The organism is Sediminicola sp. YIK13 (genome assembly GCF_001430825.1).
Classification (GTDB): domain Bacteria; phylum Bacteroidota; class Bacteroidia; order Flavobacteriales; family Flavobacteriaceae; genus Sediminicola.
Genome location: NZ_CP010535.1, coordinates 3098460 through 3112565 on the forward strand (window position 1 = coordinate 3098460; position 14106 = coordinate 3112565).

A 14106-nucleotide genomic window follows, 5' to 3' on the forward strand; every position below is an offset into this window, starting at 1 on the left:
AACATTGCAAGATTTCCTTAGCTTTGCCAAATCATTATAATTTAGTTTCCGTGGGAAGTAAAAACAAGCTAAAGCGATTTAAGGAGAACGAATCATTTAAAAATGTGGTTCAACCCAGTAGGGAAGAAATTGAGGATGGCACTTTTGAGCTTAAGGGCAAATGGGCCTCATTTTTTGGCAACGACAACCCAATTATTTTGGAATTGGGCTGCGGCAAGGGAGAGTATACCATTGGTCTGGCAAAACAAGATCCTGAAAAAAACTATATAGGAGTCGACATTAAAGGGGCCCGTTTTTGGAGGGGTGCCAAGACTGCTATTCAGGAAGGGTTGGACAATGTAGCCTTTGTTAGAACCCAAATTGAGTTGATCGACCAGATTTTTGGAAAAAATGAGGTATCTGAAATTTGGATCACCTTCCCAGATCCGCAAATTAAATACAAGCGCACCAAACACCGCTTGACCAATCAGACATTTTTAGAAAAGTACAAGGTTATTCTTAAAGAAGACGGGGTTGTAAACCTAAAGACCGATAGCGAATTTATGCACGGATATACCCTTGGCTTATTGCACGGCTTGGGATTGGAGGTGGTTTATGCCAATCACGATGTCTATAAAAATGAGGGAAGTCCAAAAGAGGTGTTGGAAATACAGACTTTTTACGAAAAACAGTATCTTGGCAAAGGAAAACCAATCACCTATACCAAGTTTAGGGTTTCGTAACCTATGACACACCTTATAATTCTTTTTTTTGCCACCTTTTCTGCGGCCTTTATGGCCACTGTGCCGCCGGGACTCCTCAATATGAATGCTGCCAAGACCAGTGTAGAAAAAGGGAAGCTGAACGGAATAATTTTCAGCCTAGGGGTCTCTTCCATGATCATGGTACAGGCATGTGTTGCCGTGTACATTTCTAAATTCCTCCATAACAATCCCCAGGTAATAGATATATTGCTTCAAATTGCCCTCGTGGTATTTGCTTTTTTTGCTATTTACTTTTTTGTGGTAGCCAAAAAGAACAAGAAAAAGATCGTTAAAGTCGTCAAGGTCAGTAAAAAGAACAGCTTTTTCAAAGGGGTATTATTGGCAGCCTTAAATTTACTGACAATCCCATATTATAGCGGCGTAAATGCGATGTGGAATGCTTCTGGATGGATCAAATTCCAAGCCCAGGACATTTTCATCTTTATATTTGCGGCAGGATCAGGGACTTTTGCCGTCCTGTACCTTTATACCGTATATTTTTACAAGTTGGATGCCACATCCAGTGGGTTTTCAAAGAATTCCAATTATATTTTGAGTGCCTTGATGTTGATATTGTTTGTAATAACCATTATCCGGATTTTATACAATTGATATGGTTACAGAGAACCAGAACTTCTTTCAAAAAGTCTATGAAGTTGCCCGTTTGATCCCTTATGGGAGAGTAACTTCCTATGGGGCCATTGCCAAATATCTGGGTGCGGCCAGAAGTGCACGGATGGTAGGGTGGGCCATGAACGCATCACATGACATGGAAGACATTCCTGCTCATAGGGTAGTCAATAGAAAAGGACTGTTAACGGGAAAACACCACTTTGATGGCACCAATCTCATGCAGCAATTATTGGAAAATGAGGGCATAAAGGTCCATGAGCTTCAAATCATAGATTTTGAAAAGCGTTTTTGGGACCCAAGTAAGGAGCTAGGGGAATACTATCAGTAACTTGTTTTTCATGCCCTTGCAAGAGCTTCGTTTTTTAATAGATAAACATTATTGCCCCATATGACTTTTAAGTTGTTGCCCTTTCTTAATCTCAAGCCTATACCGTATCTTTGTAATTTAGAATCAATTTAATTAATGCTGAAAAGCAAATCGTTATAATGAAATTTAATAAGAAAGATATACTTGCGGCTCTTGAAGAGATCACAGTCCCTGGAGAGGGTAAGAACATGGTGGAAAGTGGTGCAGTGACCAATGTCATGGTATTTGGCGATGAAGTAGAGGTAGACATTACCATCAGCAATCCAACCCTTCAGGCACGTAAGAAAACAGAGGTGGAAATTCTGAAGATCATTCACGCCAAGGTCTATGAAAAGGCCAAGATCAAGATCAATATTAAGGTAGATGCTCCGGCAAAACCCAAAGTCAATGAGATTAAGGGCAAGGCCATCCCAGGAATACAAAATATTATTGCCGTTGCTTCGGGAAAGGGCGGCGTAGGAAAATCTACCGTAACAGCTAATTTGGCGGTGACCCTGGCCAAGATGGGCTTTAAGGTAGGTCTGCTGGACGCCGATATTTATGGGCCTTCGGCTCCTATCATGTTCGATGTTGTCAATGAAAAACCTTTGGCCGTAAATATTGACGGGAAATCCAAAATGAAGCCCGTAGAAAGTTATGGGGTAAAAATATTATCCATTGGGTTTTTCACCCAGCCCAATCAAGCAGTGATTTGGAGGGGACCAATGGCTGCAAAGGCACTGAACCAAATGATTTTTGACGCCCATTGGGGAGAGTTGGACTTTATGTTGTTAGATCTTCCTCCGGGGACCGGTGATATCCATCTGAGCATTATGCAATCCCTTCCGGTAACGGGAGCGGTCGTGGTAAGCACACCTCAGGAAGTTGCTTTGTCAGATGCCCGTAAAGGGGTTGCCATGTTCCAGCAGGAAGCCATCAATGTACCCGTTTTGGGAATCGTGGAAAACATGGCCTACTTCACCCCAGAAGAATTGCCAAATAACAAATACTATATATTTGGGAAAGAAGGTGCCAAACATTTGGCAGAAGATTTGGATGTGCCCTTTTTGGGAGAAATTCCATTGGTACAGAGCATCAGGGAGGCTGGAGATATTGGGAGGCCGGCAGCATTGCAAACCGCAACCCCAATAGAGGAGGCTTTTGAGGAATTAACGAAGAATGTTGTTAGGGAAGTGGTTGGCAGAAACAAGAGCATACCACCAACAGAAGCAATCAAAATAACTACAATGGCAGGTTGTTCGGCCGTAAAAAAGAAATAGCTATGACGTCAGAAGAAATTAAGATCAACGTAGAGAAAGCACTGGAAGAAATACGTCCTTTTTTACAAAGCGATGGAGGAGATATCTCCCTGATCTCTATAGATAATGACACTTCTGTAAAAGTAAAATTGGAAGGTGCCTGCGTGGGGTGCAGTGTGAATCAAATGACCCTAAAAAGCGGGGTGGAAATGACCATTAAAAAGTACGCACCGCAAATTGAGGAAGTAGTGAATGTGGTTCAATAACTGATGGATGTAAAACATCGCCAGTGAGCCCAATCCTAGAATTACCTATTAAGAATACGAATACATGATCAAAACAGACATACTAATAATCGGTGCGGGACCTACGGGTCTTTTTGCCGTTTTTGAAGCAGGATTACTTCAGTTAAAATGCCACTTGATAGATGCTTTGCCTCAGGCAGGAGGACAATGCTCTGAAATTTATCCCAAAAAACCCATTTATGATATTCCTGGGTTTCCCGAAGTTTTGGCAGGAGATCTAGTTTCCAATCTTATGGAACAGATCAAGCCTTTTCAACCAGGATTTACATTGGCGGAACGCGCACAGACCATTGAAAAGCAATCCGATGGTTCTTTTGTTGTAACCACCAATAAAGGTACCAAGCATCAAGCACCAATCGTTGCTATTGCAGGAGGATTGGGAAGTTTTGAACCGAGAAAGCCCTTATTGGAAAATCTTTCCAAATATGAGGATAACGGAGTGGCCTATATGATCAAAGACCCCGAGGTGTACCGCAATAAAAAGGTGGTCATTGCCGGAGGGGGAGATTCTGCCTTGGATTGGAGTATTTTCCTTGCCGACGTAGCATCGGAGGTCACCTTGGTACACAGAAGAAATGAGTTCAGGGGAGCACTGGATTCCGTTGAAAAGGTAAGGCACCTTAAAAATCAGGGAAAGATCAATTTGATAACCCCTGCGGAAATAGTTGGGCTGCAAGGAAAAGACACCTTGGAAGCTGTTGTCATCCAGAAAACTGGAGGGGAAGAGTTTGTCTTGAGCGTAGATGATTATATTCCATTATTTGGACTATCGCCAAAATTAGGACCCATAGGAGACTGGGGACTGGAAATAGAAAAGAATGCTATTAAGGTGGACAATACGTTGGACTACCAAACCAATATTCCAGGCATCTATGCCATTGGGGATGTGAATACCTATCCCGGGAAGCTAAAGCTCATCCTTTGCGGATTCCATGAGGCCACTTTAATGTGCCAGAGTGCTTATCAAAGGATATTTCCGGAGAAACGCTATGTGATGAAGTACACTACCGTTGGTGGTGTTACGGGCTTTGATGGAACCAAAAAAGAAGCTGAAAAATCTGTAGTCAAATCTATCGAGTAATATCACAAAATCATCAAAGTTGTTAAAAGGGTTGAGGTTAGCATTATAACCTTAAAGAAACCTATTAAATTTGCCAAGAATTTGAATTGTTGAACCAACGACGCATGAGCGAGATTAAAATAAAAATCAAGGATAGGGAAGGCGTACTGCACGAAGTGGATGCCCCAACAGATATGAACATGAACCTTATGGAAATTGTTCGGTCCTATGAATTGGCACCTGAGGGTACCATAGGGATTTGCGGCGGAATGGCCATGTGTGCCTCATGTCAGTGCTATGTGAATTCTGGTCATGAGCTTCCCGAAATGTCGGATGATGAAGATGCCATGTTGTCCGAAGCTTTTTACGTAAAGGACAATAGCCGTTTGGGGTGTCAGATCCATATGACCGACGATTTAAACGGCTTGGAAGTGGAGTTGGCTCCGGAGAGTTAAATTATTTTTCTTCCATTTATTACTACATAAACCAAAAGACCTGCTTACTAAAAAGCAGGTCTTTTAATTTTTTATATTCTCGCCTGATAGGTAAAGAGATTGTAGTATCTACCTTCTTTGGCAATCAGTTCGTCATGGGTCCCTTGCTCGGCAATACGACCATTTTCAATCACCAAAATCTGATTAGCTTTCCTGATGGTGCTCAATCTATGGGCGATCACGAAAGTTGTACGCCCTTCCGTCAGGGCTGCCAAACTCTTTTGAATCAAGGCTTCACTTTCGGTATCCAAATTGGAGGTGGCTTCATCTAGGATCAAGACCCTTGGGTTTGCCAAGATAGCCCTTGCAATGGCAATACGCTGGCGTTGTCCACCTGATAGTTTAACCCCACGTTCCCCGATCAGGGTGTCCAATCCTTTCTCAAAACGGTCTGTAAATTCATTTACATAGGCAGAATTTACGGCTGCCAGCAATTCTTCTTCGGAGGCATTAGGTCTTGGAAAAAGGATATTCTCCCTAATGGTTCCCTCAAAAAGAAATTCATCTTGCAGTACCACGCCTAGGTGTTGCCTATAGCTTCCCAAATTAGCGGTGGCCAAATCAATCCCATCAACTGTAATACTTCCCGATTGTGGATTTAAAAAGGAGGCTGCCAAACCGGCTATCGTAGATTTTCCGCTACCTGAGCTTCCCACAAGGGCGAGTACGGAGCCTGACTTAACCTCAAAACTAATATTGTGCAATACTTCCTTGTCTTCTTCATAGGCAAAGGATACGTCATTAAAGGCGATATCGCCTTTTACGTTCTCCAAAATAGTTGTCCGGTCCTCCTCGTTCATTTCTTCAGTCATGTTCATCAGTTCCTCTGTACGGTCAAGACCTGCCAAGGCTTCTGTTAATTGACTTCCAATATTGCTCATTTGTACGATGGGGGCCACCATCAATCCCAATAAAAAGGTAAAGGTCAAAAACTCCCCAACCGTCAGTTCATCCATCATAATTTTATATCCGCCAATCCCCATGATCCCTGTAGTTGCCAAGCCTAGGAGAAAGGTGGAGGAACTGGTCATAAAGGCAGTTGCGGTAAGGCTCTTTTTTACGTTCTGAAACAGTCGCTCCACCCCATCTTCAAAAACCTTGTGTTCTTGTGCCTCTGCATTGAATCCTTTGATAACCCTTATGCCTCCCAATGTTTCTGTTAGCCTTCCTGTTACCTCGGCATTGATTTTTCCGCGATTTCTAAAAATCGGGCGGATTACCTTAAATGCCTTTAAGGCTATCAAGGCAAAGATGGCCAAGGGTACCAAGGTAAAAACGGTCATGGACGGACTGATACGTATCAAAAGCACCAAAGATACTACGGCCGTTATAGTGCCACCTACCAGTTGGACCAATCCTGTGCCTATAAGGTTCCGAACCCCTTCCACATCGCTCATGATACGGGAGACCAAGGCTCCTGATTTTGCATTGTCGAAAAATCGGATAGGGAGGGACAATACTTTTCGCTGAACCTGGGCCCTTAGTTCTGAGATGAGGTACTGAGCCTGAACGCTCAATATTTTCGTAAGCATAAAGGAGGTCACGGCCTGTACTAAAATTGAAAATCCGACGGCTAGGACCAGGATCTTCAACAGCTCCATGTTTTTGTTGGGAATAATGTCGTCCATTAAATATTTAAGGGACATCGGGGCCACAAAACTGGCAGCCTTACTGATTACAATAAGTAGAAGGCCAACAAATACAATATTGCGTCTAGGCCAGATTATTGTTTTAAAGGCAGTGAGGATATTAACTTTTTTATCGGACATTTTATAGAATGAAATTTTATTAGGGATAGTCGAATTTTAAGCCTGCAATTTACCTAAAATTAAGGGAACAGAGGGGGAAGTGATTCTGGACACAAAATTTTTAAGTTTAAATTAGTATTTCAATGGTAGGTCGATTATTTTCATGCGATTAAGTTAAACGTCCATACCGTTACTAATTCAGGACCATACCATTTTCAAATAAAATTGAAATAATTAATATTACTACCCATGAAACTATTCTACATCTGTATTTTAATGGCCCTTGTGGCCTGCAATACCAATACGACCCAAACCGAAGAGGAACGTTGGCAGACCTATGCCGACAATACCACCATTATTCGCGATGATTTTGGAGTGCCCCATATTTATGGAAAGACCGATGCCGAAGCTGTATTTGGGCTTTTGTATGCCCAATGTGAGGACGATTTTTATAGGGTAGAACAAAATTACATATGGGCCACCGGTAGGTTGGCAGAAGTAGAAGGGGAGGAAGCATTATATAGTGACCTGAGGGCAAAACTTTTTATGACCGAGGAAGAGGCAAAGGCCAACTATGAAAAAAGTCCTGAATGGTTGAAAAAGTTGTGTGACGCTTTCGCCGACGGCGTCAATTATTACCTGTATACCCACCCCGAGGTTAAACCTAGGCTATTGACACATTTTGAACCATGGATGCCGATGTATTTTAGTGAGGGATCCATTGGTGGGGATATAGAACAGATCTCCACAGAGAAGATTCAGGCCTTTTATGAAGGGGACATGTCCGTACCTGAGTTTAGTGAATTGGAGGCCGAAAAAAAAGAGGCCGAACTGGAGCCACAAGGATCCAATGGTATTGCCATTTCGGGGAAATTGACCCAGTCTGGCAATGCTATGTTACTAATCAACCCCCATACCTCTTTTTATTTTAGGGGGGAAGTCCACGTTGTCAGTGAAGAAGGCCTCAATGCCTATGGTGCTGTAACATGGGGTCAGTTTTTTGTTTACCAAGGGTTCAACGAGAGAACGGGTTGGATGCATACTTCCACTTATACCGATATCATGGACGAATTCAAGGAAAATGTCATGGAAATGGATGGAAAATTGATGTATAGGTATGGGGAGGAATTGCGTGCGGTGGAAACCTCTAATGTCGTTTTGAAATATAAAGTTGGGGATTCGTTAAAGGAAAAATCTTTTCCAGCCTATCGCACCCACCACGGTCCTATTACCCATATGGCGGAAAACCAATGGGTGGCTTCGGCCATGATGTGGAATCCGGTCAAAGCCTTGGAGCAATCTTATGTCCGCACCAAGAAAGACGGATATAAGGGCTTTAGGGAAATGATGGACATTCGCACCAATTCCTCCAACAACACCGTTTATGCAGATGCAGAGGGCAATATTGCGTACTTCCATGGTAATTTTGTACCTAAAAGGGACACCATATTTGATTATTCCAAGCCTGTAGATGGTAGTAATCCTAAAACGGATTGGCAGGGTTTGCATACGGTAGACGAGAATATTTTGGTGCTAAATCCTGCCAATGGTTGGATCCAGAATTGCAATTCTACCCCATACACGTCGGCATTGGAGTACAGTCCGAAGAAGAAGGATTATCCCAATTATATGTCCAAAGACCAGGAAAATTTCAGAGGGGTCCATGCCATTGAATTGTTGAAAAATAGAAAGGGGTATACTTTGGATAGTCTCATAAAATTGGCGCATGACCCGTATTTGCCGGCCTTTGAAAAATTGATTCCCGGGCTGGTGGATGCCTATGATAAAACCAGTCCTAAAAACCCAAAATTAAAGGGACCCATAGAGGTTTTGAGGAATTGGGATCTTAGGACCTCCAAAGAAGCGGTCGGGATGTCCTTGGCCCATTATTACGGAACCCTTTATGGAAGGATGGGCGACAGTCCGGAAGGGTTGAGCGATATGGAATTGATGAACTATCTGGGCACGCAATCTCCGTATGCCGAACGTTTGGAAGTGTTTCTTGAAGTGGTTGAGCAAATGGACGAAGATTTTGGAACATGGAATACACCATGGGGTGAAATAAACAGGTACCAGCGATTAAATGGAGATATCCGCCAACCTTTTAACGATAGCCTTCCCAGTATTGCTATCGGGTTTGCTTCTGGACGCTGGGGGGCATTGGCCGCCTATGGCGCCCGTTATGCAAACAACACAAAAAAGATTTATGGAACCAGGGGGAACAGCTTTGTTGCGGTGGTTGAATTTGGGGAAAAAGTAAAGGCCAAAAGCATGCTTGCAGGAGGTCAGAGCGGGGATCCCAAATCTCCACATTTTAATGATCAGGCACAACGCTATGCAGATATGGAGTTCAAAGACGTGCCATTTTATAAAGAGGACGTTTTAAAACGAGCAAAAAAAACCTATCATCCTGGGGAAAAATAAGTCGTATTTCACGGTCCGGCTATTTGAACAGCGGAAAAACTAAAGGGTAGATCCGTTTGGCAAATTCATTATAGGCCTTTTTGGATGGATGCAGGACGTCATTGGCCACCAGGGAAGGATCTTCAAGGCCTTTTCTGGTGATGTCGGTAATATAGACAAAGGGTACACCATTATCCTTGGCAACTGTGGCGGCAAATTCGTTATAGACATCTATTTCATTGGAAATTTTTTCTACGTCCCTATTCTGCCCAAAGGGAGTAAAGGCATAGTCAGGAATGGAAACGACCAAAACGTTTTTGGGACTTCCATTGGCCAAAACAATGGCACGCTCAAGCAGTTCTGGAAACTCCTTTTCGTATTGATCAAAAGGTCTGTTCTGAAATTGATTGTTCACCCCTATCAATAAAGTAACAAGGTCATATGATGCTCTTTTAGTGCCGGACTCTAAGGCATTCTGCAGATTGTCCGTGCGCCAACCGGTAACGGCTATTATTTCCAATGCTATGCTTGTATTCAAGGATGTTTGTAGGCTATCCTTTAGTTGGGCGGGAAAACTTTGATCATTGGGCACACTTTCCCCAACCGTATAACTGTCCCCCAGGGCCAAGTAGTGAAAGGCAGGTTTGGATTCTATAGAAGGTTTGGGATTGTTGCTATCGGAAAAGGTGTTTTTCCCAGAAGAACAACTCATGAGGATAAAACAAATGGCCAAAAACAACGGCGTACGCATGTAAATAATCAATTTCTTACCTGGGATTTTTTAATCTTTTACTATGATCAAACTGGCCTTTGAGCCTGTGGATAAATTCCATCTGTTGGAATAGATGAGCTTTCCTTTATCGTCATATACGTCTACCTGTGCAGTATTGGGTCCCGAGGATCCCTGGTTCAAGGCTTCAAAATCCAAACGGTTAAACCCCTTGTTCAGATCCAAATTAATTCCTTTAAAGGAGGCCGTTAAAAAGAGATTGGGTTCTACTACTTGGTCATTGGCTATTATTTTTACCCTATCCCCGTCTACAAATTCGTGGTCCCTACAGACGATACCAACAAATTTTGAAGTGGTTTTTACATCACCCAGATACATGTCGCCATAGTGGGCCTTGGAGGCGGTGCTTTCTTTTTCCCTAACCTTGGGATCAATCTTAAGGTCATACCCTGCCTGTTTCAGCTCGGTGTCGGGAAGCATCTTTACATTTCGTGCCATTAAGGAGTCCTTCAGATTGTAATCTGGCTTTTTGTCCAGAACGGAAGGGAATTTTAGGGCCGTGCCTTGGTTGCTGGGTTTAATATCCAGGTTCTTGTCGCTATTTTCAATCTTTATTGATTTTATGGTGCCATCCAGCTGTCCAAAACTATGGAGAGAAAAAAGCAATAAAAAAGCAAAAACAAAACTGAATTTCATAGTGATCCTTAATATATCAATATTGTGGTAAAAATAGCAAATACCCTGCCATGCGTGTTTAAATTGCTGTTAAATTCGATATCACAACCTACTGATTTGTCATAAAGAGGTATAAATACCCAGGTTTTTTTCACTTTAAAATAAACAGATCAAGAATATAGAATAAAATCTAAATTTTACACAACCCAAATCAGGAACAAAGAATTGGTCAGGTTTGGCAAACGTTTAATGTTGGCATTTATTCTGTTAAACAACTGCAAGTCAGTATAGAATAAGTATCGCAGCGTGGAGCGGGGTGTGTTAAATACTGCGTTAATTACCCTTGTTAGGCATTGTATTTGGCGATAATTTTCGTAAATTGAATAGAGAGCGGTTAAAATATCTTGACCATTTTTTGATGAAACTTTGTTGAAATTGAATCTGGTCAGATTTCAACTAATTTTTTAAGATCCATAAAGGGTTTATGGGCATTGGATCTCTAAATGAAAAAGTATGAGTCCACCTATTCTGTTTACGTTGATTCTTGGATTGTTTTTACTTGCCGGAATTCGTGTTGTCTTTGAATATAAGAGGGCATTAAAATTCAGGTTCGGTAAATACGTCAAAACGCTACAACCTGGTTTTAGATGGATTGTACCTTTTGTGGAGACCATACAAATGGTGGACATCAGGGTAATTACTTTTAATGTGGTATCACAGGAAGTGATGACCGAGGACAATGTGCCCTGTAGTATAGACGGCGTTGTCTTCTTTAAGATCATAGATCCGGAAAAGGCCGTATTGGAAGTTGAAGAATATAAATTTGCAATCACCCAATTAGCGCAGGCTGCACTAAGGGATGTGTGCGGGAAGGTAGAGTTGGATACCATTTTATCCAAGCGCGAAGAAATGGGCAAGAATATAAAGTCCATCGTAGAATTGGAAACAAAAGAGTGGGGCATAGAGATTATCGACGTTAAAATAAAGGATATCCAATTACCCGAAAATATGAAGAGGATGATGGCCAATCAGGCTGAGGCAGAACGGTCCAGAAGGGCAAGGGTCATCTTGGCATTGGCCGAAGAACAAGCGGCGAGAAAATTACTAGAAGCGGGGAAATTGATAGACCAATCCCCCTCGGCCATTAAATTACGCTTGTACCAGACATTATCACATATAGCAGCGGAAAAGAATTCTACCATTCTCTTTCCATTTCCCGAGGAGGTTTTACCAAGAAAAGCAAGAAAACGAAGTAAGACCGAGCCAAAGGAATAAAGTTTATAAATAGCCACCGACCATTTTTTGAAAACCAGTTAGAACTGGGAAATTTGAATGTATTAGGGCTCACTTCCATAAGAAAAAAAAGGCTCTTCTTCAAAGGCCCTCACCGTAAGTATCATAACTAATACAGGCGGTTTTTGATTATTCTGCGAACACATTAAAAACGGAATGTCATGAAACTCAAAAAATATCCAAAGGCGGACTTAAATCGCAACAGTGGGCTCTATTTTGTAATTGGGCTTGCTTTGGTGCTCTTTTTAACGTGGAGAGCTTTAGAATTTAAGACCTATAAAAAAGACGTTCAGGAGCGGAGAATTGTAGAAATATTGGAAGCACCCAAGGAGGATGTGCCCATTGTTGAAGCCTTTAAATTGCCGCCGCCTCCACCTCCTCCAGCTGCACCGGCAATCATTCAGGTGGTAGAGGATGTTGTGGAAATAGAAGAAACGGTCATCCAAAGCACGGAATCCAGTCAGGAAGCCATAATAGAAAAACCGATTATAAAAGTTGAAGAAATTGAAGTGGTGGAGGAGGAGGAAATCCTGGAAGTTCCTTTTGCCATAATCGAAAATGTTCCGGTATTTCCCGGATGTGACAAAAAGATTAGCAATGAGGAACAAAAGGAATGTTTTCAGGCCAAAGTCATGGAACACGTCCGAAGGAACTTCACATACCCGGAAGCGGCCATAGAATTGGGAATTCAAGGTAGGGTATACGTGCAATTTGTCATTGATACCAAAGGCAACATAACCAATATTGCAACTAGGGGTCCCCATGCTTATCTGGAAAAGGAAGCTCATCGCATCATTTCTTCACTACCCCCAATGACTCCAGGGAAACAAAGAGGAAGAGCGGTTAAAGTGCCATATAATATGCCCATCACCTTTAGGTTGGAAGATGGTTGATCTTAGGCTTAACCCAAAATACGAGTCAAGCTTCAACATGACCTTGGTCATTTTGGGATAGGCGGGACAAGAGTACTTTTATGGGGTTATTTGATTATAAACCAAAAAGGAAGTCATGGGAATCTATCAAAGGATCTTACTGTTAGGTGGTGTTCTACTTGTACTAAGTTGTGGCAAGGAGAAGGTGAATGTCGTTGAAGTCCTCCAAAGTGAGGATAATAGGGTGAAAATTATGGAGACCATTATCAATGATGACAAAATGATAAGTCAGTTTATGGATAAAATGATCGCCGATGAGGAGGTAAAACACCTCATAGGCGAAAAGCGCGACATGATGCATATGAAGGAAATGATGGGAGAAATAAGCAAAGACTCCACCAAGGCTGGTATGATGATGGAGCATATGATGGCCATGATGGAAAAGGATTCGGCCCAATGTAGGATGATGTGGCGCAAAATGGGCAACAACCCACACATGAAGGGCATGATGATGCACGATTCCACTATGGTATGTCCCATGCACTAGTAAAGGCCTTCATTATTTTAGGATTACCAACCTCGGTTTTACTGCAGATGGGCAGGTTCCACATGGATTAGGACATCAGATATTTCTGGAAATTCAACCTGCAGTACACTTTTTAATCTATGTGCAATATCATGTCCTTCCCGCACACTGATATCCCCTTTTACAATAAGATGCAGATCCACGTGAAAGGTTAATCCGGCCTTACGTACAAAACATTTTTCCGTGCCAATGACCCCCTCCACTTTTTTGGAGGTTGCCCTGATGTCGGAAATAAAATCATCGTACATATGTTCGTCCATTATTTCTCCCAGGGCCGGTCTAAAGATCTTAAAAGCGTTGTACATGATAAAGCCAGAACCTAGAAGGGCTGCCCAGTCATCCGCGGTCTCATAGCCCTTTCCCATATAAATGGCTATGGAAATCCCGATAAAGGCCATTAATGAAGTGATGGCATCGCTTCGGTGATGCCAGGCATCGGCCTGTAAAGCGCCACTTTTTGTCTCCTTGCCCTTTTTTGAGACAAACCGATAGAAGATCTCCTTAATGACCACGATAATCCCCAATACCAGGAGCGTGAATTTTTCAGGTACCTTATGCGGGGTGAGGATATGCTGTATACTTTCATAGGCGATGACGGTGGCGGAAACCACTAAAAAGCCAACTACTACAAAGGTGAGTAGGGGCTCTGCCTTACCATGTCCGTATGGATGGTTTTTATCTGCTGGTTTGGTGGCATATTTTAACCCAAAAAGCACTAGGATGGAGGAAAATACATCTGTTGTAGACTCAATCGCATCGGCAATTAGGGCATATGAATTTCCAAAAACACCAGTGACACCTTTCGCAATAGCCAACGACAGATTCCCAAAAATACTGAGATAGGTAGTTCTAATGGCCTTTTCTTTGTTGGTAAAATTACTCACGTTACGAATCGCATTTTAGGAACTGTAAACTTATGGAAAATTAGCGCCGGCCATCACTTCCCTAGGTATATATGT

The 14106-nt window shown here is 42.3% G+C and carries 15 protein-coding genes; 11 read left to right on the forward strand and 4 right to left on the reverse strand.

Annotated elements, in window-relative coordinates:
- Window positions 1-50 precede the first annotated feature (50 nt).
- The 7 genes from trmB to SB49_RS13880 all read left to right on the forward strand — a co-directional run bounded on the left by trmB (window position 51) and on the right by SB49_RS13880 (window position 4801).
- Window positions 51-722, forward strand: coding sequence for a tRNA (guanosine(46)-N7)-methyltransferase TrmB (trmB, locus tag SB49_RS13850; protein WP_062057653.1), 672 nt, complete (start codon window positions 51-53; stop codon window positions 720-722).
- Between the two features lie 3 nt (window positions 723-725).
- Entirely contained in the window at window positions 726-1355 is a 630-nt protein-coding gene (locus SB49_RS13855) for a LysE family transporter (RefSeq protein ID WP_062057656.1), read from the forward strand.
- A gap of 1 nt (window position 1356) precedes the next feature.
- Entirely contained in the window at window positions 1357-1704 is a 348-nt protein-coding gene (locus SB49_RS13860) for an MGMT family protein (RefSeq protein ID WP_062057659.1), read from the forward strand.
- Between the two features lie 158 nt (window positions 1705-1862).
- Window positions 1863-3002 (forward strand): Mrp/NBP35 family ATP-binding protein, encoded by a 1140-nt coding sequence (locus SB49_RS13865; RefSeq protein ID WP_062057662.1) that lies wholly within the window; start codon window positions 1863-1865, stop codon window positions 3000-3002.
- 2 nt (window positions 3003-3004) lie between these two features.
- Window positions 3005-3247: a NifU family protein gene (locus SB49_RS13870; RefSeq protein WP_062057665.1), complete on the forward strand. Its 243-nt coding sequence runs from the start codon at window positions 3005-3007 to the stop codon at window positions 3245-3247.
- 64 nt (window positions 3248-3311) lie between these two features.
- Window positions 3312-4367 carry an NAD(P)/FAD-dependent oxidoreductase gene (locus SB49_RS13875; RefSeq protein WP_062057668.1) on the forward strand — a complete coding sequence of 352 codons (1056 nt, stop codon included), beginning with the start codon at window positions 3312-3314 and terminating at the stop codon, window positions 4365-4367.
- A 104-nt stretch (window positions 4368-4471) separates the two neighbouring features.
- The gene (locus SB49_RS13880) at window positions 4472-4801 is read left to right on the forward strand and encodes a 2Fe-2S iron-sulfur cluster-binding protein (protein ID WP_062057671.1); all 330 of its coding nucleotides are present in this window, start codon (window positions 4472-4474) and stop codon (window positions 4799-4801) included.
- 71 nt (window positions 4802-4872) lie between these two features.
- On the opposite strand, the gene SB49_RS13885 is transcribed toward SB49_RS13880, so the two are convergent.
- Window positions 4873-6609 carry an ABC transporter ATP-binding protein gene (locus SB49_RS13885; protein WP_062057674.1) on the reverse strand — a complete coding sequence of 579 codons (1737 nt, stop codon included), beginning with the start codon at window positions 6607-6609 and terminating at the stop codon, window positions 4873-4875.
- A 228-nt stretch (window positions 6610-6837) separates the two neighbouring features.
- Here SB49_RS13885 and SB49_RS13890 point away from each other — a divergent pair, with 228 nt between their 5' ends.
- Entirely contained in the window at window positions 6838-9012 is a 2175-nt protein-coding gene (locus tag SB49_RS13890; RefSeq protein ID WP_062057678.1) for an acylase, read from the forward strand.
- Window positions 9013-9031: 19 nt separating this feature from the next.
- Here SB49_RS13890 and SB49_RS13895 read toward each other — a convergent pair whose 3' ends face one another.
- Window positions 9032-9742, reverse strand: coding sequence for an SGNH/GDSL hydrolase family protein (locus SB49_RS13895; RefSeq protein WP_082591122.1), 711 nt, complete (start codon window positions 9740-9742; stop codon window positions 9032-9034).
- A 30-nt stretch (window positions 9743-9772) separates the two neighbouring features.
- On the reverse strand, window positions 9773-10417 hold the full coding sequence (locus tag SB49_RS13900) for a hypothetical protein (protein ID WP_062057681.1): 645 nt from the start codon (window positions 10415-10417) through the stop codon (window positions 9773-9775).
- 492 nt (window positions 10418-10909) lie between these two features.
- Here SB49_RS13900 and SB49_RS13905 point away from each other — a divergent pair, with 492 nt between their 5' ends.
- The 3 genes from SB49_RS13905 (at window position 10910) to SB49_RS13915 (ending at window position 13108) form a co-directional block, all read left to right on the forward strand.
- On the forward strand, window positions 10910-11671 hold the full coding sequence (locus SB49_RS13905) for a slipin family protein (protein WP_062057684.1): 762 nt from the start codon (window positions 10910-10912) through the stop codon (window positions 11669-11671).
- A 179-nt stretch (window positions 11672-11850) separates the two neighbouring features.
- Entirely contained in the window at window positions 11851-12582 is a 732-nt protein-coding gene (locus SB49_RS13910) for an energy transducer TonB (protein ID WP_062057687.1), read from the forward strand.
- A gap of 115 nt (window positions 12583-12697) precedes the next feature.
- On the forward strand, window positions 12698-13108 hold the full coding sequence (locus tag SB49_RS13915; RefSeq protein ID WP_062057691.1) for a hypothetical protein: 411 nt from the start codon (window positions 12698-12700) through the stop codon (window positions 13106-13108).
- A gap of 38 nt (window positions 13109-13146) precedes the next feature.
- Here the strand turns inward: SB49_RS13915 and SB49_RS13920 are convergent, their stop codons facing one another.
- Entirely contained in the window at window positions 13147-14031 is an 885-nt protein-coding gene (locus tag SB49_RS13920; protein ID WP_062057694.1) for a cation diffusion facilitator family transporter, read from the reverse strand.
- Window positions 14032-14106 lie beyond the last annotated feature (75 nt).